The sequence below is a fragment of the Paucibacter aquatile genome (assembly GCF_002885975.1).
In the GTDB taxonomy this organism is placed as follows: domain Bacteria; phylum Pseudomonadota; class Gammaproteobacteria; order Burkholderiales; family Burkholderiaceae_C; genus Paucibacter_A; species Paucibacter_A aquatilis.
In genome coordinates this window covers 956031-978448 of sequence record NZ_POSP01000003.1, presented here as the reverse complement: position 1 = coordinate 978448, position 22418 = coordinate 956031, and the positions used below count along the sequence as shown (strand labels likewise).

Genomic DNA, 22418 nt, shown 5'->3' with positions numbered 1-22418 from the left:
TGCGGGGGGGGGGCACTTGATGTCTCGGTGTTATCAGCACAACGCTGCGTGTAGGGCGGGTATAGATCAGGGCAAGCAGATCATTGAGCACCAACGGCGTCTCGGCCAACATCCATGGGCCGCGCTCCGGATCCGCAATCCGGTCCAGGTGCGCGAACGCTAGCAGAAACCGCTGGATGCGCGTCTTGGCGCCCCTTTTTTGGTCTATCGCATCGAGCTACTGGCAGAGGTTGCCGGCCGGTCCGGTGAGGGGCCTCGCGCCCAGGTCGTTCGTCCTGTAGCTCCACCAAAGCCAGCCGCGTCAGAGCTGCGAAGCCAGTCGCGTTCGCCGGGGCCCCCAAGGGCGGATGCCTCGTCGATTCCGCCTTTCGCACGTTCACTAGCTAGCGTAGCGCACAAGCGCGAAAGTACGGGCGCATGACTCTTTGTCATTAACTTGGAGTCATCTTGAGAATCAATATGGGGGATTGGGTGTGGCTCGCGGAAATATTTTTGCCTCATAGAGGTATGAGTATTAACTTACTTACTTCTTGCGTAAGTCTGATTATAGTCGTAGGTGTCGAATTCTGTTTTCCGGATTTGCCTTGATGTCGTTGGTTGAGCTGGAGGCTATATTGCCTCTTTCGAAACTAATTTGATGTCGCTTATGAAGTATCTAACAGCGCACTTGCCCGAAAGCCCAGGTATCTATGTAGTCTTGAACGTGCGGGATGGCCGTCGCATGGTGGGGGTGACCAAGAATGTGAGAAAACGTGCTACCGTTCATTTTGGACAAATCAAAGCAGGTAAATGCCAAAATCGTTTGCTTCGCCGGGCGGCCGAGCTTGCTCATTTCGATGACTTCCAAGTAATCTGTGTTCAAGAAATTGATGGCAATCTTCGTCATGCTCAGAGAGCGATGTTGGAATATGCCTGGGCGGTGAGGCTTCGGTCATGTCGCGAGGATACCGGCTATAACTTGGCTGCCGGAGCGCACTGGACGCCGGGCGCAAGATTTCGTGTGACTGAGGAGAGAATGGAGAAATTTGGAAGGTATATGCAACTTAGCCATGTGGATCACTGGGCGCCCATTAATGAGGAGCTGTTGGCAAGCTGGTGTCCTGGAGTTCTACCAAACCCACATGTGCCCATCGGGCATATGTGATTTCTAATTGAAGTTATAAAACGGCCTGCGTGTCGAGTTGATTGGGAGGACTCCAATGATTAATCCATCGAAGCCGCGAACGACCAAGGTCAGAGTCAGCAGCAAGCTACTCGCGCGCGCAGCCCAGCTTGGCGTCAATATCTCCGAAGCGGCCGAGCAGGGCATTGCCGATGCAGTAGCAAAGAGCGTGGCCGCTAAATGGCTCCAAGAGAATCAGGATGCACTGCTGAGCTCAAATGCGTTCGTCGAGGAGCACGGTGTGCCGCTCGCGAGGTTTCGACAGTTTTGAGGTGCGCTTTTCCGCGTGGGTCAATGGTTTCGTCCGTCATTGCTGGGCAGCTGACCGCTGAGGGATGCGTGCTACCGCTCAGCCGGATCGGGTTGCTGTCGCGCTCCTGGGCGTGCGGCGACCTACAGGAGCTCCCTTGGAGATGATCAGCTGCGGTCCTGAAAAGTTGAAAAATTGTCCCTCGCAGCGCGCGTGTCTATACTGATTTTTCCAGCGCTTTACGGGTAGCCAACGGTCGGGCGCAATTGGAGAAGTCAGTCGCCCAAGCTGATGAAGGACGTAGATGGAAGCAGACATACGTCCCCGGGAGGAGCGCCTGAAAAGGGTGCGGCAAGCCGGGTCTGCGTCCTGAAGTGAGTCGCCGAACTCTCAGAGCTCACTTCAGGACTACTGCCGCAACTGAGGGAAGGTTCCATATACGGAAGTGTCCGGTATGGGCAAGGTAGCCTGAACCCGACGTCGTCGTCGGGTAAGGGGCGCTATGCCTTTCCATACCGGAAGCCCACAACGTCAATGCACTTCTAGGTTCCTTGCTGCTCAAAACTCTCGCCGCCCGATCGCCTTCTTCATTTGCGTCGCAAGAGCCCGCGGGCGCCCTGATGCTCCTAGAGCTCCTTCTTTCAAATCTGCAGCCTGGGTTTTGACGCCATCCAGATCCCCGGTTGGCGCCTAGTTCCAAGTTGTTCCTGCTCTGTTCATTCGGGCGAGATTGTTGGTGGCTCACGTAGCGAGCTACCGATGCGCGACGATTGCTCACATGAAAGCAGTTGAATTTTGGTTCTGGATGATGAAAGACTGTCATGGCGCGGTTCGCCAGTCACCCTGTCGCTTCACCGTGACAGACGCCCTGCAGCGCGACCCAGACGCTGTGCGAATTCCAGGTAGCTGCATCGTGCGGCACCTCCCGGTCACCCCGGAGGAGTTTGATGCTCAATGCACGAGCGCCTTTCTGCGGAAGAGTAGTGGTGTTCACAGGTCCGTGTAGACCGGCATGCTGACCACCTACCTCGGATCATCTGAGCTAGCCTAACCCGGGTTGGCTTAGGCTATCCCGGTACAGCTTAAGCTAACTTAGGCTAACCTGAGCTAGCCCGAGTTAGCCCGAGCTAATCCGTGTTAGTTCGTGTTATGCCGTGATATTCCGAGCTACCGTGTGCTGTGTTAACTCGTTTCGGGATAGCACGGCCAGGTGTAGCCGAGTCAACATGGCTTGGATCCTGGGCGCCATGCGGCGTGCGAATCCTCGCGCCCTTGATGCGAGTGCTTGAAACTGTTCAAAAGGCATCAAAGAACTGATGCTTTGATCAAGAGGTGCCCCCTGTCGAAACTCCCCATGTTTCCGGGGATCTGAGGTCTTTGGATGGCCCCGGGTGTTTAAAACTGTTGGTAAACCCAGGGGGTAAAACGCTAATTGAGTGACGCTGGGCCGGTGCCGCGGGACGACAGCCTGCCGGTGGCCAGACTAGGGCAGGCTGATCGGTGAATGAGAGTTCATGACGATTCGCTCCGGGCTACTTTTGCATTGGGGCGTGCGATGGCCACTGGGAACGGTGCGCGAACTTACAGCCGGGCAGGCCATGTCACTGGGGCGGCTCTATGCATTTGAATGGTGGGTGGAGCGGGGGAATAAAGGGCAGGGTATGAGTGGCTGGTGAGCTGAAACATGCAAGTTGGCGCTATGAGGCGCGGAGGGGCATTTGGTTCATGACAGAAAAGGCTGTCGCCGAACTGCCAGTTCTTACTGGGCGGCCTGTGGCGGGCGTTTGTGCCCGGGCGTTTTTTCCTTTTTTCCGCATGTGCTGAGGTGCGGTGTGTGTCAGTCGCCGAGGGGGTAAGAGTTCCCAGCTTGCATGCAGTTGATCAAAAACCTGCGTGATGAGGGTGATCCACGCCCGGGCGGGTGCTTTCGCCTTGGTATGCTCAGCCCACAAAAGTAACGGGGTGCAACCGCGCGCCACCGTTAAAAGAATCAAACCCAGGGTAGGACATGGGAAGCCCCTCGAACTTCAGCTTTCTTGCAGAGCATGCGCCGCTGCTTGCCGATCTCGGCTTGACCGCGGAAAAGTTGTATCCCTTCGACCCCGCGAGCTGCGTGCTCAAGCTGCGACTGATGGGCGAGGCGCTGGCACAGGAAATCGCCGCCCGGCTCGGGCTGCAGCTGCAGCAGCCTACCCAGGCGGAACTCTTGCGCGCGGTGGATCATCGTTTGGGCCTGGACCCACAGGTCAAACAGATGTTCCATCTGCTCCGCCAGCGCGGCAACACTGCGGCGCACGAGCTCCAGCACGACATCGGTTACCGCGAGGGTATTGAAACACTGAAGGTCGCTCGCGAGCTTGCGGTTTGGTTCCACCGCAGCTTCGGCAAGAACGCCGCCTTCAAGCCCGGCCCTTTTGTCCTGCCAGATGATCCCAGCAGCCAGCTGGTGCGCTTGCAGGCTCAGATTGATGCCCTCCGCACCGCGCTGCAGACCGCAGAGCACTCGCAATCCAGCCAGGCAGAACTCGCCCAACTCCTCGAAGCTCAGGCCGCCCAGGAGCGCGCCATGGCGCTGCGCGCCCAGGAGGATCGCCAGATCTACGAAGCGCTGGCGGTCGAGGCCAGCGAGCGATATGCCGCGCTCAAGGTCGAGTTCGACGCCCGGGTCCGCTCGGCAGACCGAGCAGCGAGCGCGGATGAAGTGAGCGATTTCGCCGAGCGCGCCAGCCAAGCCGCCAAGAAGGTGCAAATGGATGAGGCTGCCACCCGCCTCATCATCGATCGCCAGCTCATTGAAGCGGGCTGGGAGGCGGACACCGTCAACCTGACCCACGCCAAGGGCGCCCGCCCGGAGCGGGGCCGGAATCGTGCCATCGCGGAGTGGCCCACCCAGGGCAAGCAGAGCGCGGATTACATGCTCTTTGCTGGGATGACGCCGGTCGCCGCCGTCGAAGCCAAACGGTTGAACACCAACGTCGCGGGCAAGATTGAGCAAGCTGAGCGCTATGCGCGCGGCTTGAGCCTGGAGCCCGAGCATCAGCCCGCCTGGCAGCTGGCTGGCCTCCAAGGACCCTGGCCGGATGGCCAGGGCGGTCAATTCTTCGTGCCATTCGCCTACTCCTGCAATGGCCGCCCCTTGGTCAAGCAGAGCCCGGAGCACAGCGGTACCTGGCACCGCGACCTTCGCCATCCTTCCCATTTGAAGCGGGCGCTGGAGAACTTCCACTCGCCCGATGGCTTGCTGGATTGCCTGAAGCGCGACCGGGCGGCCGCCCAGGCCCTGCTGGAGAAAGAAAGCTTCGCCTACCTGCGCCTGCGTGCCTACCAGGAGCGAGCCATTCAAGAGGTCGAGTCGGCGCTCGCGAAGGGTCAAAGAAACTGCCTGCTCGCCATGGCGACTGGCACCGGCAAGACCCGCACCATCATCGGCCTGATGTACCGCTTCCTGAAGGCTGAGCGCTTCAAGCGCATCCTGTTCCTGGTGGACCGCACCGCTCTGGGCGACCAGGCCATGGATGCCTTCAACGAGGCACCCCTGGAACAGAATCAAACGCTCTCAAGCAACTACACCATCGCTGACCTGGGCGATATGGCGCCAGAGGCCGCAACACGCGTGCATGTCGCGACAGTGCAGGCCATGGTCAAGCGTGTGTTCAGCAGCGATCAGCCGCCCAGCGTGGATGCGTATGACTGCATCATCGTTGACGAAGCCCACCGCGGCTACACCCTCGACCAGGAGATGACCGAGGGCGAATTGGCGGTGCGTGATCAGGCGCAATACCTCTCCAGCTACCGCCGTGTGCTCGACTACTTTGACGCGGTAAAGATCGGCCTCACCGCCACCCCCGCCCGCCACACGACCGACATTTTCGGCAAGCCTGTCTACACCTACTCCTACCGCGAAGCCGTGGCGGACGACTGGTTGATCGACCATGAGCCCCCCGTCCGCTACCAGACTGTGCTGAGCCAGAACGGCATCCACTTTACCAAGGGCGAGTCGGTCGAGGCCATCAATATGGGCACCGGCGAGATCGAAGCCGCCGAGCTTGAAGACGAGCTCCACTTCGATCTGGGCAGCTTCAACAAGCGGGTGATCAACGAGGATTTCAACCGCGTCATCTGCGACGCACTGGCCCAGGAGCTTGATCCCAATGGCGAAGAAAAGGCCATGATCTTCTGTGCCACCGATGCCCATGCCGACATGGTCAAGCGTCTGCTCGATGACGCCTTCAAGGCGGTGCATGGCGAGCAGTACAACGAAGCCGCAGTCCGCAAGATCACGGGTGCATCGGATAAGGTGGACCAGCTGATCCGCCTCTACAAGAACGAACGCTTTCCCAGCATCGCCATAACGGTGGACTTGCTGACCACGGGCATCGACGTGCCCAAGATCTGCCACCTGGTCTTTCTGCGTCGCGTGCGCTCCCGCATCTTGTATGAGCAGATGATCGGCCGCGCCACGCGCCGTTGCGACGAGATCGGTAAAACCGTCTTCACCATCCACGACCCGGTGGACCTGTACGCCTCGCTGCAGCAGGTCAACACCATGCAGCCCTTGGTCAAGGACCCCAAGGTCAGCATCGAGCAGCTGATCGATGAACTGAACAATCCAGCCAGCTACGAAGCCCCGGGCAGTGGAGAGGGCCGATCGCACGCCCACGACGTGCTCGACCAGCTCAACCAGAAGCTGATGCGCGTGCTGCGCAAGGCCGCTCACGCCGGCGAGAAGCGCCCCAAGCTGCAGGCGCACCTGGCCGCGCTGGAGCAGCATTGGGGCGTGCCACCCGATCAGCTGCATCGCCATCTTCATGAGTTGGGCGAGAAGCAGGGCCCGCGAGCTGCCGCTGAGTTCCTCCGCAACAGCACCCGCCTGCTGACCCAGCTCGCCGAGGTGCAAGAGTTGCTGGGAACCGCTTACATGCCCATCCTGTCCAACCACACCGACGAGCTGATCTCCCGAGAGCAGAGCTGGGGCCGCCACAGCAAGCCCGAGGATTACCTCGACAGCTTCGCTGACTTCGTGTTGCGCCAAGTCAACCAGTCCGCTGCCCTGGCGGCCGTAGTGCAGCGACCGAAGGACCTAACGCGCGAGCAGCTCAAGCAGGTGCGCCTGCTGCTTGATGAGCACGGCTACTCCGAAGCCAACCTCAAGGCCGCCTGGCGCAACAAGAGCAACCAGGACATCGCCGCCAGCATCCTCGGCTTCATCCGTCAGGCCGCCCTGGGCGAGGCACTCGTGCCCTTCACCGATCGGGTGGCCACAGCCATGCAGCGCATCTACGCCAAACGCCCCTGGACGCCGGTGCAGCGAAAATGGCTGGATCGTCTCGCCAAGCAGCTCACACATGAGGTGGTGATGGACACCAGCTTCGTCAACGACGCTTTCGCCCAGGACGGGGGCGTCAAGCAGCTTGACAAGCTTTTGGGCGGTGAACTTGATCAAGTGCTTACTGATCTTGCTGCCTCGCTCTGGAAAGACGCCGCTTGACCCGGAAGCTACTGACCTGAACCCTGACCCCGAACCTTTGACCGCCTGATCCCTCCTGCCTGCCACGCCGGGCGCGCCCTGTGCTCAGTTGCGCCGCCGGGCAGGCCGCTTCCCCTTTGACCGACCCCATGACCACCTCCGACATCGTCCAGAAACTCTGGAACCTTTGCGACGTCCTTCGCGACGACGGCATCAACTACAGCGACTACGTCACCGAGCTGGTGCTGTTGCTCTTCATCAAGATGGAGTTCGAGAACACCGAGAGCGGCATCCTGCAGGCGCACAAGCTGCCCGACTACGCCCGCTGGCCTGAGTTCACCCGCCGCTCGGGCCTGAACCTGCTGACGCACTACAAAACCAGCCTGCTGCAGCTTTCGCAAAGTCCCGACCCGCTGATCGCCGCCATCTACGCCGACGCGCAGACCAGCCTCAAGGAGCCCCGCCACCTGGAGCAGCTGATCAAGAGCCTGGACAGCATCGACTGGTTCAGCGCCAAGCAGGACGGTCTGGGCGACCTCTACGAAGGCTTGCTGGAGAAAAACGCCAACGAGACCAAGAGCGGTGCCGGCCAGTACTTCACCCCGCGCCCCCTGATCGACAGCATCATCCACCTGATCAAGCCCCAGGCCGGCGAGACCATCCAGGACCCCGCCGCGGGCACTGCGGGCTTCCTCATCGCCGCCGACAGCTACATCCGCAGCCAGACCGACGACCTCTACAACCTGAGCGAAAAGCAGCGCCAGTTCCAGCGCAACAGGGCGTACCTGGGCATGGAACTGGTCTCCAGCACCCGTCGCCTGGCGCTGATGAACTGCCTATTGCACGGCATGGAGGGTGACGACGAAGGCGTGGTCCACATCGGCAACACCCTGGGGTCCTCGGGCAGCAGCTTGCCCAAGAGCGACATCATGCTCAGCAACCCGCCTTTTGGCACCGCCAAGGGCGGCGGAGGCCCCACCCGGGACGACCTCACCTACGCCACCAGCAACAAGCAGCTCGCATTCCTGCAGCACATCGTGCGCCACATGAAGGACGGTGGCCGGGCGGCCGTGGTGCTGCCCGACAACGTGCTCTTCGAGAGCGGCGTGGGCGCCGACATCCGCCGCGACCTGATGAACAAGTGCCGCCTGCACACCATCCTGCGCCTGCCCACCGGCATCTTCTACGCCCAGGGCGTGAAGACCAATGTGCTGTTCTTCCAAAAGGTCAGCCAGGCTGCTACCGGCAGCACGCAGGAGGTCTGGGTCTACGACATGCGCGCCAACGCACCCAAGTTTGGCAAGCGAACGCCACTCACGCGCACCCATTTCGCCGAGTTTGAAGCTACCTTTGGCGAGGATGCGAACGGAAAATCTGAGCGGCATGACCAGGGCGAAGCCGGGCGCTTCCGTCGCTTCAGCCGGGAGTGGATTGCCAAAGAGAAGGGCGACAGCCTGGACATCGCCTGGCTCAAGGATGAGAACGCTGAGGATGCGGCTGACTTGCCGGAGCCCGCAGTGCTAGCGCGGGAAGCGGTTGATGAATTGACTGCTGCCGTTGAGGAGCTGGAGGCGATCTTGGCGGAGTTGGGCGAGGCGGAATCGATATGAGTCACCTTGGACTTCCGGCTGGGTGGGCAGTGAAGAACCTCGGCGACTTGGTAGAGTTTAAGTACGGTAAGGCGCTTCCGGATAAGGTCCGGTCGGGCGCAGGGTTCCCGGTTTTCGGTTCAAACGGTGAGGTTGGTAAGCACGAAGTGCCCTTGACAAACGGGCCGACCATCGTAGTCGGACGCAAAGGAAGCGTAGGCCAAGTCCACTATTGCCCCGGAGCTTGCAGCCCGATCGATACCACCTACTACGTCGACGAAGTCCCGGGTCGTCAGTTCGGATTTTGGCGATACCAACTCCGCTCACTTGGTCTGGAAAGCCTGAATAGGTCTACCGCCATACCTGGATTGAATCGGACCGATGCTTACTCAATCAGAGTAAATCTGCCGCCCCTAGCCGAACAAGTCCGCATCGCCGACAAACTCGACACCGTGCTGGCCCGCGTGGACGCGGTGACCGACCGCCTCGCCCGCGTCGCCCCCTTGCTCAAGCGCTTCCGGCAATCGGTTTTGGCGGCGGCGACGTCGGGGCGGCTGACGGAGGAGTGGCGTGACATTAACAAGCCAACGAAACTGCTGGCTGAGGTTCAACTGGGCACCATCACACAGGAGCGTCTTTGTCGAATGAAGAAGGCGAAGAATGCAGCAGAGCGTACGAGAACCGAGGAGTTCGATGTCCCTCAAAGCTGGCTCTGGACCTCCTTGGATGCGCTGACAGCAAAGATAGTTGATGGAACTCACCACACGCCCACTTACGTTAGTGAGGGCGTTCCATTTGTGTCGGTCAAGGACATCCGCGACGGAGTCATTGATTTTTCAAATACGAAGTTCATCACAGAAGAAGAGCATTGCGAACTGAGCAAACGATGCCCTGTTGAACAAGGCGACTTGCTCATCACGAAGAGCGGGACGATTGGCCGCACTGCGATTGTCAAAACTAACTCCCCGTTTTCGCTATTCGTTAGCGTCGCATTGTTGAAACCAGCATCGCGTGAAGTGAACATGCGGTTCATAGACCTTGCCCTCCAAGACTGGATAGGACGCATTGACGTTTCAAGTCGGATCGTAGGGTCCACGATCAAGAACCTGCACTTGGTTGATATGAAAGTGCTGGGAATTCCGTTCCCTAGCCTCGATGAGCAAGCCGAAATCGTTCGCCGAGTCGAACTCCTCGTCGCCTTCGCCGACCGCCTGGAAGCCCGACTGCAAACCGCCCAGACCGCCGCGCAGCGCCTGACCCCCGCCCTCCTGGCCAAGGCGTTCCGGGGTGAGTTGGTGCCCCAGGACCCCAACGACGAGCCCGCTGCGGAGCTGCTCAAGCGCCTGGCCGCTGCACGCGACTCACAAGCCGCCAAACCTGCGAAGCGAGGGAGGTCTGCTGTAAAGACCTGAGCTTCTTTTTCGCTTCACCGATTTCATCGATCCGTTCGAGACCAACAGCATGTACGAATACAAAGAAGTCCTGGGCACCATCGTGCACTGGAGCGTGGGGGGCCTGCTGGCGTTTGCCGCAGTGATGTTCATCATTCAGTTCTGCTTGCCCGCCTGGCGCGTGAAGAAGGAACTGAACCAGGCCATGAAGCAGCTGGCGGAGCTCAAGGCTGCCGGGCCGGTGCTGGACCTGGACCGTGTGGAGCGCGAGGTCATGCAGGCTCCCGCGCTGCTGCATTGCTGGAGCGAGTTTCGCGACACCTTGCACGCGCAGAAGCAGGCCAACAGCCTGGGCATGTTGGAGGTGGTGCGTTGGCGCCAGACCTCCTTGGCCAACGTCTATTTCACCGAGCAGAGCTTGGTGGATGCGCCGCTTCGAACCGAGTTCTACAAGCACTTGCCCGGCATCTTGACCGGGCTGGGCATCATCGGCACGTTCACGGGCTTGATCCTGGGCTTGAATGGGTTTGAGGTCTCGGACGATGCGGGCCAGGTGCGCGCGGGCTTGAAGAGCTTGCTGGACAGCGTGGGCGGGGCCTTCGTCGTGTCGGGTGCGGCGATTGCGCTGGCCATGCTGGTCACCACCTTCGAGAAGCTGATGATCAACGGCCGCTACACCCAGGTGGAGCAGCTGTGCGGCTTGATCGACAGCCTGTTCGATGCCGGCGCGGGCGAGGAGTATTTGCAGCGCCTGGTGGAGGCCAGCGAGACCTCGGCCACCCAGGCCATGCAGATGAAGGAGTCCCTGGTCACGGATCTGAAGCAGGTGCTGACCGAGATCAGCCAGCAGCAAATCGCCACCATGAACGCCAATAGCTTGCAGCTGGGCTCGGCGATCACCAGCAGCATCAGCGAGGGGCTGAAAGAGCCGCTGGCGCGCATCTCGGACGCAGTGCAGAACGTCAGCGGCAACCAGGGCGAGGCGGTCAACAAGCTGCTGACCGATGTGCTCTCGGGCTTCATGGCGCAGATGGAGGGCATGTTCGGCAGCCAGATGACCAGCGTGAATGAGATGCTGGGCCAGACCGCGGCCACCATCCAGCAGGCGTCGATGCGCTTTGAAGCGCTGGCAAATCAGATCCAGCAGGCCGGCACGGGGGCGGTGGAAGGCATGGCCCAGCGCATGGACGAAGCCCTGCAACAGATGCAGGCGCGGCAATCTGAGGCCAATGAGCATATGCGTGCCTTCATCGATGAGCTGAAGAGCAGTGTGGCCAAGGGGCAGTCGGAGTCCGCCGAGCTGACGCTGGGCATGATGCGGGAGCTGGGCGACAGCACCAATGCTTTGCTCAAGGGCTTGCAGCAGCAAGCGCACAGCGCGCAGACCGAACAGGCCCAGCAGCAGGCTTCGATGGCCAAGCACACAGGAGAGTTGCTGGAAGCCCAGGCCGATGCGGTGGATGATTTGACAGACGCCGTGGAGGCGGCCGCAGGCGCCATGCGCGATGCGATTGCCAGCTTGAAGACCAGCACGCAGCAGAACATCGAGCGCATGGGCACTGGCGCAGAGCGCTTGTTCCAGGCCAGCAACACGCTGGGCGATCGCCTGACGGATATGAGGGTGGCCTCGGGTTCGGTGACCGAGTCGCTGAGTGGCTTGAATGCAGCCAGCAGCACTTTGACTCAGGCCCTGGCCACCACCCAGTCAGTGCTGGGAGATCACAAGGCCGTGCGTGACACGCTGGCCACTATGGTGCGCGACTTGCGCGAGACCATTGAAACCGCCAAGCGTGAGGGGGCGATGACGGCGCAGTTGGTCGGTCAGCTTCAGAAAGCGAGCGAGACCCTGGGCGACGCTGCCATGGAAGCAGATGAATACTTGGGCTCTGTTTCGGAAGTGCTGGGGCAGGCCCATGCGGAGTTTGCCAAGCACATGGAAACCACCTTGCGTGAGGGCAACCGCAGCTTCCATCAGGAGCTGGCGCAAGCCACCGGCTACCTCAAGGACGCCATCCGCGACCTGGGCGATGTGGTGGACAGCATCCCGCAGACCGCTTGAACTGCCGGAGACTGAAACATGTTAGGCATGCAAGCTGTTGCGCGCCGGCGCGCGCGCGACGAGGGTGAGAAGCCGTTCTGGATATCGTTCTCGGATCTGATGTCCGCGCTGATGGTGCTTTTCCTGGTGACCATGAGCGTGGCCCTGCTGGCGGTGACCAAGAAGGTGTCAGATGCCGAGCGGGAAGAGCGTGAGCGCACGGAGGCCATCGAGAAGCTGATGGGTGAGGTGCAAGCAGTGGTGAATCGCAAGGAGTTTGAGGGCGTCCGCATCGTTGGCAACACCATCGACTTCGGGCCACGGGGCAAGTTCGAACGCGAGGGGCAGAACACCCTGTCTCCTCCGCAGCGCGAGGTGATCCGCAACTTCACCCCCACGCTGTTGGCCAAGCTCCGGAGCACGGACGCAGGCCGCCTGTGGTTCAAACGCGCGGTGGTGGAGGGGTATGCCAGCCAGACGGGCTCGTACTTGTTCAATCTCAATTTGAGCCTGGAGCGCAGCCAGCGTGTGCTGTGCGAGTTGCTTCGGGAATCGCCGACGATGACGGATTCGCTTTCGGAGCAGGACCGCAAGCTCATCGCCACCAAGTTCTTCGTCGGTGGCGCTTCTTTCAATTCGCTGCGTGCAGACGACGAAGCGAGCCGGCGTATCGAGTTCAAGCTGGAATTCAAGACCCGGCAAGAGCGCAAGGACGAAGAGAAGAACCCACCGCCCACGGTGGATGACGCTCGATTGACCCGTGCCCTGAGTGTGAACAACCAATGTCAAATTCAAGATCGCTTGGGGCGCTGAAGCGCGCGCTGGGTACGGCGATGGATCCGCGCCTGGTGTTCCACGCGCCGGTGTGGGGCGACCCGCAGGTCATGAGCCGCGCATTGCGAGACATTCGCAAGGACCTGGTGGGGGCGGCCGATGCCAAACCCAGTGCTGACGTCATGCAGGCTGCGCTCGCGCGGTTTTATGAGTCGCAGACTTTGAATAACTTCACCGAACTGAAGTACGTCTGCTACGGCGTGACGGTTCCGATCGGCAAGCATCAGGTGCGCCTGATTGACCGGCGACCCTTGTTCAGTCAGGTCCTGTCGGCGGTTGAAGAGCTTGAGGCGCAGCCCAAGCAGTTCCGGCGCTGCTACCAGGGCTTGCTGAGCGCGTACTTTGGTTTCTCGGACAGCAGCAGCGGTGAGGAAGAGGATGCCGGCCCAGGCAACTGGCGCCGTTTGCGCGGATTCCTGGGTACCAAGTTCGACGGCGTGCGCAAGGGCGCCCGCCAGCGCGGAGAACCGCCCGCGTGGCTGGAGCTGCTGGGGCAGCATCGCAACCTCCTGGGCGAGGACCCCTGCGCCCCGTATGCGGGTGCGCTGGCCAACGGCGACACCAGCGGCCTGCGCGCTGTCTGCGAGGGTTTGGGCATCCCAAGCAGTTCCTGGGTCTGGGACGATGCACTGATGGCTTATGTGCGCCTGGTGTGCTCGGGCTCAGATACGGCTTACAAGCGAGGCTTGCCGGGCGTTCTGGATCTTGTGAACGACCGCATTGAGTTGCGCCTGCCCCAACGTTTGGCGACCCGGGCAACCGCGCTGACGGTGGCCCGCTACTCCAAATGTGAGGACAAGCCCGAGCATGGCGGACTGCGCGATACGGCGCTGGAAAAGGTGGGGAACCCCTGGTTGGCGCGGTCGGCGTGGGATGCCGAAGTACGGGATGAAGCAGCTCGCCATATGGTTGAGGGCTGGCTCAAGCGCCGGCTGATCACTGACTTCTTCGAATTGCTTGCGCAGGACGGTGGCGCCGACCTGCGTCGTTTGAAGTACTGGCTCAAATGGGAGCCCAAGATCACCGACATGTGGTTCATCTTGGGCGCAGATGCCCGACGCAATCCCAGTCCGGAGTTCAAGGCTTTGCGCAGCCGGATGGCTGGGCGCGACCGGGTCTTGACGGACTCCAACGTTTTGAACAACGCGTTCGTGATGTGCATCGGACCGTTGCTGGTGATCGAGTTCGGTGTGACCGGCAACGCCTGCTACGTGTTTGCCACCAATGACTTCAGAACAGACCTGGATCAGCGGCAGTTCAGTTTGAACATGCTGAAACAGCGCGTTGGAGCGACTCGACTGTCACATATTGGTCCCTGGGAATCGAAGTTTGATGCGGAACTTGGCAATATTCTGAAATCCATGCCAGCGTCAAAAAGCCGGCTCTATGTCGGACCAGCCCCGGCAGAGCAAGCGCCTAGCTCGACATGGCCGGCCGCACAGCAACTGCGGTCGTCGAATCAGTCTGTTGCTCAATCAGCGGGGTCAAAAGTCCCCGACCATGAGTTGGTTCCCGATAGCTCGGGCAAGAAGCTCAGCACTTTCGACGCCATGCAGATCACCTCGTACTGCCGAACCGTGGGCATCGCGCACCAGGACTTGCGCGACAAGGGCGGTAGTTTTTGGGTGCTGATGCGAGACCCAAGTTTGTTCAAGAGCTTTGCCGCCAAGCTGGAAGCCCAAGGGTTTCGCTACGCTGAAGGCAAGGGTTACTGGTTGAAAGGCTGAAGCCAAACATGTTCGGGCGAATTTTCGGTCGCGCTCCCGCCGACCCTCAAGACAAAAGAATTCCACCTGCTGTTCAATTTGATGCCATCGGCATTCGCTACCGTTCGCCCGCCGCGACGACCGCGCATTGGTTGGCCATGCCCTACGAGTTCCCGTCGGCTGCTGACCTGGGCGCCCGGCTGCAACAGGTGTTTCTCGAAGGTTTGGGTGAGCGTGCAGAGACTGAATTCGTTCTTCCCTGGGCGGATGTTTATGCGCTGCTGAAGCACCCGGAGCTCGCTGGGTTCAGGGGCGGACTGTCAATCCCGCCGGAATCTCAAGCGCGCCCGAAGCTGACCAGCCGTGGCGCACTCATGGACGCCAACTTTGCTGTGCTGCTGGACGCTTGGGTCGATGCTCAAGGGCGCCCTCTGCAGCCTGCGCCTCGTCTGGAAGGCAAGGTGCTTGTGAGTGGAACCTCTGTTCAGCTGGTGTCTGAGCAGACTGGGCAGTTGCTGGATGAGCTGACCCGATTTCACGCGGTGCCGGAAGCTGACCGCAGTCTGGTGTTCAAGGAGCAAGCTTTCGGCCGCATGCGCAAGCTGGCCAAGGACTTGGGCGCGCCGGTCTCGGATTACGTGGAGCGCACCATCGTCCTGACGCCCGAGCGGCTGCGCTTGGAGATGGAGACCCGAAGTGAGGGCGACGCAGGCGTGGTGGAGGTGGTTCCAAGTTTCGAGACGGCCCCTGCCCAATGGCTGCATCAGTTCGACCGCTTGCCGCTGCAGGACAGCTATGACGTGCCCGACGGCCCGGCGATGGTGCGTGTGATTTTGACGCCCGAGGTCAAGGAGGTGCTTGCTGAAATCAAGCGCATGCCGGGCCGGCGTGTCGCTGGCCCGCGCGCGCAGGCTTTTGTGCGAAACCCGTTTGCAGTGCTGGGCGAGCATGCGGAGCAGGTGATTGATCAGCGGCAGTTCGAGCTGGCGCGTGATGATGCGGGCATTCAGTTCAATCGCTTCACGCCATTCGCGGAGCGAGGAGATCGTGGACAGGTTCTACGTGTTGGGCTGCAGGTCGAAACGTTAGGGGAGTTGGGCATTCCCTCGGAGCCCATTTGGCTCATGACGCCGGACTCACTGGCGGCCTTTATGACGCGTTTGGAGCGCGCGCTGCAAGACGATGCGCCTTGTTTCTCGTTCCAGCGGCATGAATTCGAGGTGCTGGGCGATACGCCCGACCACTTGGTCCAGCTACAGGGCTGGTGGAGGGAGTGGGCCCGGCCCGCCCTTTGGACCGCCGACGAAGTACTGGACCTGAGCAACTACTCAACGCGAATTGAGGACATCGGCGTCGAGAAGCCCTTCGTGACGCCCGTGATCGCTCGTGACGATGGGGGGCAGGGCTGGTTTGACGGCAATGTGGCCGCGGGCGTTCGGATTGACAACGGACCCGACACAGCGCCCACGATCTTGCCCATTCCGTTTGAGGACATTCCGGCGCTGAAGGATGTGGTGAGTGTTGCTGAGGCCAGTGGGCAGGCTCAGGTCCGTCTGCCAGGCTTGCAGGTCCCGGTGTCCACCGTGGATGCCCGCAGGGCGGTAGAGGCACTGGCGAAAGCGGCCCAGGACATTCAGCGCAAGGAGTTCACCCCAGAGCGCGCTGGGCGTGTGGAAACGCCCAAGAAGCGCTTGATCCTGAAGCGAAACCTGGACGAGCTGGATTACGACGAAACGCGCGCTGCGTCCCTGTTCGCCCCAGAAGGGCTTGAGCCTGATTTGCCCAGCGGCTTGCGCCCCGAGTTCCCCTTGAAGCAGCATCAGCGGGCAGGGGTGGCGTGGCTGCAGCACTTGTGGCGTGCGTCTCCCAGCCGTTGCCGCGGGACAGTTCTGGCCGACGATATGGGCCTGGGCAAGACCTTGCAACTGCTGACGTTCCTGGCCTCGTGTTTTGAGGCGGATCCGAACCTGCCTCCCGCCTTGATCGTCGCGCCTGTGGCACTTTTGGACAACTGGCGCAATGAGCTCGATCGCTTCTTCGTGCCGGGCACGATGCCCTTGCTGACCCTGTACGGCGATGTGCTTCGACAGCTGCGGGTGGGCCGGCATGAAGTGGATGCCGAGCTGAAGCAACACGGTGTGACGCGCTTGCTCAAGAAAAACTGGGTGGGCGGTGCGAAGCTGGTGTTGACCACCTACGAAACCATGCGTGACTTGGAGTTCGCGTTGGCGAGCCAACAGTGGTCGGTCATGATTTGCGACGAAGCGCAGAAGATCAAGAACCCTGCGGCCATGGTCACACGCTCAGCCAAGAAGCAGAAGGTGCGGTTTCGCATTGCATGCACCGGCACGCCGGTTGAGAACACCCTGGCGGACTTGTGGTGCTTGTTCGACTTTGTGCAGCCAGGGTTGCTGGGGGCGCTCAACCACTTTTCGAAAAACTATCGTCAGCCGATCGAGGCAAAGACGGAAGAACAGCTGGCCAAGGTGGAGGAGCTGCGTGCCGTGATCCAGCCACAGATCTTGCACCGCAAGAAGACCGACGTGGCGAAGGACTTGCCTGTGCCGGTGGAAGACGTCAGTTGCAAGGAGCTGCCCATGTCGCCCTATCAGTTGGGCCTGTATGGCGCGGCGTTGGCGATCTTGAGGGAGCAGCGAAGCACCAATCCATCGGCGCAGTTACAAGCGCTTCAAGCGATTCGAAAGATCTGCTCCGACCCGCATGGGCACGCAGAACCCGATACCCGCTCGATTCCAGTTGGGCGCCTGGTGAGCGAGTCGCCCAAGATGGGGTGGCTCATCAACCGGCTCAAGCAGCTCGCTGCTGACCCGGCGGGTAACCACAAAGTCATTGTGTTCTGTGAGTTCCGGGAATTGCAGTTGTTGCTGCAGCGGGTCATTGCTGCGTACTTCGGATTCGCACCCAGCATCGTGAACGGAGACACGTCAGCCGATCCGCGGGCGACTGAAAACCGGCAGCAGCTGATCGATTCGTTCCAGAGCAAGCCCGGCTTCAATGTAATCGTGCTTTCGCCACTCGCCGTGGGCTTCGGAGTGAACATCCAGGCTGCGAACCACGTCATCCACTTCACCCGTACTTGGAACCCGGCCAAGGAGGATCAGGCCACGGCGCGCGCTTACCGCATCGGTCAGAAGCGTGTGGTCTCGGTCTGTTACCCGGGCGTTGTTGGGAAGGACTTCCCTAGCTTCGATGTCAGGCTGGACGCATTGTTAGCCAAAAAGCGCGAGCTGGCTTCAGACATGCTGAACGGGTGCGGAGACTTGACCGCGGCGGATTTCGCTGACTTCGGCTGATTTTTCTTTGATGGCTCACCCTGTGAGCTATCTCGCCAGCAACATGGTTGCTAGCTGGCTGAACACAAACAGTTTCCGGCTGACATTCAAACCTAGAAATTTCGACACGCCAAGGGAGAAGCAGTGGCATTGATTGATCGTGGGCTGGTAATCGATACCCCCTACATTGACCGGATTCTTTCAGGCATCAAGACGTGGGAGATGCGCAGTACAGCAACGAAGATTCGCGGCCGCATCGCACTAATCCGCAAGGGTTCCGGAACGGTGATTGGTACGGCGGAGTTGGTGGACTGCCTTGGCCCCTTCACTGATGCACAGATGATGGCGAACCAGGAAAAGCATCGGATTGAGTTGGAACGCATCCGTTCTGGGCAAGTTGCAAAGTGGCGCTATGCATGGGTCGTGAGAGACGCCCACCTCCTTCCTGCGCCAGTGCTGTACGTGCATCGACCGGGCGCAGTGATTTGGGTCACGCTTGATGACAAGGTTCAACAGACACTTGGGGAGAGGTAACCCCCTTGAGATGAAGAATGAAATGGGGCCGAATACGCTCTCCTCCTCCTCCTCCTCCTCCTCCTCTTCCTCTTCCTCTTCCTCTTCCTCTTCCTCTTCCTCTTCCTCTTCCTATCCCAAAGCCGAAATCAGATGAGCGATGACCGAAAGGCGTAAACCTCAAGACGAGCCGCTGCCAGCGTGTAAACGTTCGCTGCCGTTGGCCAGGACTACCAGATCCCCTGCGTGTGCAATGCGGAGGTCGGGCGAAGCGGAAGCCAGGGCTTCTGGTGCGGAGTTCGACGATAGACCGGTAGAGTCGCCGCCCTGGATCAAAGCTGAATGATGGTGCCATGGCTCATGGCCGAAGGGCTGCGCGACGTGGCGCTCATGCATGACCGAGATCCTCGTCACGGTGCGATGAGCTCAGTGGACGCGCATCATCAGCTGATGGCGGACTTGCGCCTGCACTCCACCGTGCCGGAGCATCTGCGCATTTCCTTCGATACCGCCCGCAACCTGTACCTGTATGCCTGGCATGTCTACCGCTTCTATCCAGTAGCCGAAGCGCAAGCACTTGTGACCTTGGAGGCCGGCCTGCGAGAGGTGATGCCTTACCGCTTGCCGCCCGCGTACCAAAGGCCGAAACAGGAGAGGGCGATGCTGTTCGGTTTGGTCAACCACGCCATCGACATCGGCCTGATTCGCAACGAAGGCTTCAGCCGCTGGCATCGCGCGGCAGCCCAGTCCGCCCGGGAGCGAGCTACCTGGGCGCGCTTGGAGGTGATGGAGCGTCTGGGTCTTCAGGAGCTGGAAATCGACCCGCATGAGCCTGTGGACGTTATTCCGGAGGACCAGGGCTGGGACTTGCTTGATGTGCTCAGACGCAGTCTCTCGACCCGCCGAAACGCCCACGCCCATGGAGAAGGGGGCTTGACTCCTTCGGTGTATGGCACGCTTGAGCTCGTCTGCGAGATCTTGAATCAAGTGTTCCCGGTGTCCGATGCAAAGAATGGGCCGCAAAACTCCAGTGGCGAGAGCGAGTCTGGTTGAGCAGGTTCCCGCGATGCGGCCCCGATGCTCGGTCACCGTTGGGGTTGGTGCATTTGCCGTCGCCGGAGTAAAGCAAGCTAAGTCGGTCCAGAGGGTGCTTGCTGGCAGCGAAATGTCGCAGCGCCCCCTGGCCCCAGCCCGATCGACTCAAGCCCAGGATGGGCGAGCCATCAGGATTTTCGGTTCGGATTCAATTGTGTACCGCGATGGCCCTGGCTTTGGTCGTACTGCCGGTTTGTGCCGGGCGAGCCTTTGTTGGGGTTGCTGATGTTGGCTGCATTGTTTTGAGGAGTGATGCCCTTGGCGGCAGGAGCCGGTTTCGGTGCGTTGCTTGTTTTGCTCATGGAGTTTCCCTTTGTGTGTCTTGGTTTAGCTAACGCCAAAATCAGGCGCATATGAAGTGTGCTTAAACCGACAGCTGCAATCTACGGGAACCGAGCATCAAATTTCACGGGTCAGCAGAGCCTGACGGGTCAGCAGAGCCTGATTGGTCTCAGTAAAGTAACAGGGAGAAGAATGAAGTGATTGAATCAGCAATCGAGGCCGCAGCTCGCGCCCAGGTGCTCCGCGCTGCTTTTCACACGGTTGAAGAGCACTCCAGAGGCGCCAAAGCGCTTGCGGCCGCCATGGGCGTGCAGCACAAGACTTTGTTGAACAAGGTCAATCCCAATCAGACTTCGCACCATTTGAGCCTGCAAGAAACGTTGCGGCTCATGCAGGTGACCAAGGACACCCGGGTGATGGACGCCCTGGCTGAAGTGCTGGGCGGTCAGTTCATCTGCTCACCTGATGTCGGGCAGGGCGACCCAAAGCTGATGCAGGATCTTGCCGAAATGACTATGCGGTTCGGCGAATTGATGCGTGAGGTTGCCAACGATATTGCAGACACGGAGATCAGCAATAGCGAATTGGCTCGCATCGAGAAAGAGGCAGACCAACTCAGGTCCGCCCTGCATCGCCTGTTGGTCGACCTGCGGAGCATGAATCTCCGACAGCGTAAATGCGAGGGGCTTGAGGTGCTTTAGTCGCCAGTGGCAGGGGCGGTGGTCGTCGTATGGCACGCCCAGGGAGGAGGTAGAGAGATGGGTGTGGAATGGCGTATAGCCGCGTCCGTCGGTCGGCGCCGCAGCTCACTGACGGTCAGTCTTCAATTGCCCCAAGTCCGCGGTTTTTCCTGCCCAGAGCATCCCTCACCGCCTTCAGTCCCGCTTCACTGTCGAAAGCAGCGATCTGCGGAAGTGGGAAGTCAATGCGAGCAATGGCCGTGATCAGATCGTCGGGCAATTGGTCCTTGAGGTAGTGCTTGCTCAGAACGCTGGTGTCACGAGCATGCCCGCTGATGACTGATATTTCCTGGGGTGTCAGCTTGAGCTTAGTCGCGCAGTGGGTGACCAAAGTGCCCCGGAACGAGTGGAAAACTTTGGTGTTGTCACGCGGAAATCCCAGTCGATTGAGGTAGCTGCTGAACCATTTGGTCGCAGCCTTTCCGTACCCCTTGACGGGGTCGAATCGGAGCTCTGGGAACAGTCTGTCGAACCCGCTACGCATGAGGGCGTCTTTCCATTCCAAGAAGCCCAGTGCGATCAATTTGGGATGAATGGGCACCCGTCGCTTCGAGTTGGCGTTCTTCCGTCGCTTCTTCCCATCGTCATCGTCGAGCACGGCCAGGTCCAAAAACCAGACTCCGCCGGGCGTGCTGCGAACATCGCTTAGGTGCAGTTGGGCCAACTCATTGATCCGTGCGCCTGTGAAGAGGCCCAACAGCGGCAGCCAATAGTAGTGTGGGCAATACTCGCGGTAGGTGCCAGCTTTTGTCAGGACACCTCGCCCAGTTTGGAACCACTCGCCCGCGGAAAAGATGCGTTGCAGATCCTCCGCTGAAAAGTTCTCTCGGGCGTCCTGTGCGCGCTCCTTCATTCGCTGCAGCTTTGACCTGGCTTCACTTTCTCCGACGAGCGTCGCACATGGGTCAATGTCGATCCACTGCTTCAGCTTCAGCCACTCAAACATGCTGGCGATCCAGGTGAGGCGCTTGGTCTGTTCCGCGGGCGAGATGCGGGGCCACTCGGTGTTACGGACAGCCTGGATGGATTCGGTGATCGACGAGCTCTTGAACTGGAGGCGGACTTTGTTTTCGTTTGCAGGCACGCCGGGTAGCTTTTCGTCGCGAAAGCGGTCCACGCGCTCGGGCGTCACCTCGTGCAGCCAAGGGTCTCCTTCCAACTCCACAAAGAGATCCAAAGCGCCCCGGATTCGCCTTGCTTGATCTTCGCTGCACTTTAGTTGCCGCACGCGCATGAAGGCATTCACCGCATCGGATGCTCTGCGCTGGGGCAGGGTGTTTGACTTCTGCGTTGATTCAACCGCGCGCCCAGCTCTTGCGAGTTCAAGTTGCTGGGGGGTCACGGTGGCGGCAAACTTGCCGCGAAGGCGCTCGACTTCCAGGGCAAGGAGTTCGAAGTGCTCTTGTTGTAGGTCTACGGGGGACTCAGGAGCGAAGCACAAAGTTGGATTGCCGGGCACATCGAATAGCACCGAAGGCTCACGTGCACCAGCCATTGCCAGACGGGCGAACGTTGCCGCTCCCCGGACGCTCAGGGGCTCATAGGCGATCTTGTGCGCTGCGCTCGATGGCATCTGGGCTGCGGACGGCACGATGATTTCCGTTTCGCCGGGCCCGCGGAGTTCCTCCAATTCTGCTTTGGGCAGCATGAAGCCCGCGATGCCCTTGGGATGACGATAGAACAGGGCAAGCTGCCCGTCCTCGACGGCGCGGAGGAGTCTGGTGACGTCAATGCCGCTGACGCCTGCAGCGTCAGCCAGGGAGAGGTATCCCGCAGTGGTCAGGGCCGGATGGCCGGCGACCAGTCGTTCGAGTTCCATGGATTGGGTGAGTATTCCGTTCAGATCTGCGATACGTCGTCGCCAGCCAGCAAGTAGGTTGCTAGCGACCAGCTTGGCCATCACTTGCTCGTGGCAGCGCGTACTCGCGACAAATTCTGTTTTGCCCAGCTTCGATCGAAGATCGCGTGGGATGACGAGCCGGGCGTACCAGGTGCCGCCTCGTCGAAACAAACCATCCATGTATCACTCCGCTTTGTAGCAGGGCGACGTATCAGGAG

General features: G+C 60.3%; 14 protein-coding genes. 12 read left to right on the top strand and 2 right to left on the bottom strand.

Annotation, left to right across the window (positions count from 1 at the left end; genetic code table 11):
• The first annotated feature begins 646 nt into the window (after positions 1-646).
• The 11 genes from C1O66_RS07465 (at position 647) to C1O66_RS24315 (ending at position 19296) form a co-directional block, all read left to right on the top strand.
• The gene (locus tag C1O66_RS07465; protein ID WP_165794519.1) at positions 647-1144 is read left to right on the top strand and encodes a GIY-YIG nuclease family protein; all 498 of its coding nucleotides are present in this window, start codon (positions 647-649) and stop codon (positions 1142-1144) included.
• A gap of 55 nt (positions 1145-1199) precedes the next feature.
• On the top strand, positions 1200-1433 hold the full coding sequence (locus C1O66_RS07460) for a type II toxin-antitoxin system CcdA family antitoxin (RefSeq protein ID WP_102767300.1): 234 nt from the start codon (positions 1200-1202) through the stop codon (positions 1431-1433).
• Between the two features lie 1987 nt (positions 1434-3420).
• Positions 3421-6900, top strand: coding sequence for a type I restriction-modification system endonuclease (gene hsdR, locus C1O66_RS07455; RefSeq protein ID WP_102767299.1), 3480 nt, complete (start codon positions 3421-3423; stop codon positions 6898-6900).
• A gap of 128 nt (positions 6901-7028) precedes the next feature.
• Positions 7029-8489 (top strand): class I SAM-dependent DNA methyltransferase, encoded by a 1461-nt coding sequence (locus tag C1O66_RS07450; protein ID WP_102767298.1) that lies wholly within the window; start codon positions 7029-7031, stop codon positions 8487-8489.
• The gene (locus C1O66_RS07445; protein ID WP_102767297.1) at positions 8486-9880 is read left to right on the top strand and encodes a restriction endonuclease subunit S; all 1395 of its coding nucleotides are present in this window, start codon (positions 8486-8488) and stop codon (positions 9878-9880) included. The genes C1O66_RS07450 and C1O66_RS07445 overlap by 4 nt, the downstream gene beginning before the upstream one ends.
• Positions 9881-9929: 49 nt before the next feature.
• Positions 9930-11918: an anti-phage ZorAB system protein ZorA gene (zorA, locus tag C1O66_RS07440; RefSeq protein WP_102767296.1), complete on the top strand. Its 1989-nt coding sequence runs from the start codon at positions 9930-9932 to the stop codon at positions 11916-11918.
• An 18-nt stretch (positions 11919-11936) separates the two neighbouring features.
• The gene (locus tag C1O66_RS07435; protein ID WP_102767295.1) at positions 11937-12710 is read left to right on the top strand and encodes an OmpA family protein; all 774 of its coding nucleotides are present in this window, start codon (positions 11937-11939) and stop codon (positions 12708-12710) included.
• 20 nt (positions 12711-12730) lie between these two features.
• The gene (locus C1O66_RS07430; protein WP_165794518.1) at positions 12731-14458 is read left to right on the top strand and encodes an EH signature domain-containing protein; all 1728 of its coding nucleotides are present in this window, start codon (positions 12731-12733) and stop codon (positions 14456-14458) included.
• Positions 14459-14466: 8 nt separating this feature from the next.
• Positions 14467-17751: a DEAD/DEAH box helicase gene (locus tag C1O66_RS07425; RefSeq protein ID WP_102767293.1), complete on the top strand. Its 3285-nt coding sequence runs from the start codon at positions 14467-14469 to the stop codon at positions 17749-17751.
• Between the two features lie 123 nt (positions 17752-17874).
• Entirely contained in the window at positions 17875-18264 is a 390-nt protein-coding gene (locus tag C1O66_RS07420) for an ASCH domain-containing protein (protein WP_207795916.1), read from the top strand.
• 321 nt (positions 18265-18585) lie between these two features.
• Positions 18586-19296 (top strand): hypothetical protein, encoded by a 711-nt coding sequence (locus C1O66_RS24315; RefSeq protein ID WP_243392734.1) that lies wholly within the window; start codon positions 18586-18588, stop codon positions 19294-19296.
• A gap of 170 nt (positions 19297-19466) precedes the next feature.
• Here C1O66_RS24315 and C1O66_RS23865 read toward each other — a convergent pair whose 3' ends face one another.
• The gene (locus C1O66_RS23865) at positions 19467-19640 is read right to left on the bottom strand and encodes a hypothetical protein (RefSeq protein WP_165794517.1); all 174 of its coding nucleotides are present in this window, start codon (positions 19638-19640) and stop codon (positions 19467-19469) included.
• Positions 19641-19817: 177 nt separating this feature from the next.
• On the opposite strand from C1O66_RS23865, the gene C1O66_RS07410 reads away from it, so the two are divergent.
• The gene (locus C1O66_RS07410) at positions 19818-20321 is read left to right on the top strand and encodes a phage regulatory CII family protein (RefSeq protein ID WP_133155127.1); all 504 of its coding nucleotides are present in this window, start codon (positions 19818-19820) and stop codon (positions 20319-20321) included.
• A 115-nt stretch (positions 20322-20436) separates the two neighbouring features.
• Here the strand turns inward: C1O66_RS07410 and C1O66_RS07405 are convergent, their stop codons facing one another.
• Positions 20437-22380: a site-specific integrase gene (locus tag C1O66_RS07405; protein ID WP_133155126.1), complete on the bottom strand. Its 1944-nt coding sequence runs from the start codon at positions 22378-22380 to the stop codon at positions 20437-20439.
• Positions 22381-22418: the final 38 nt, after the last annotated feature.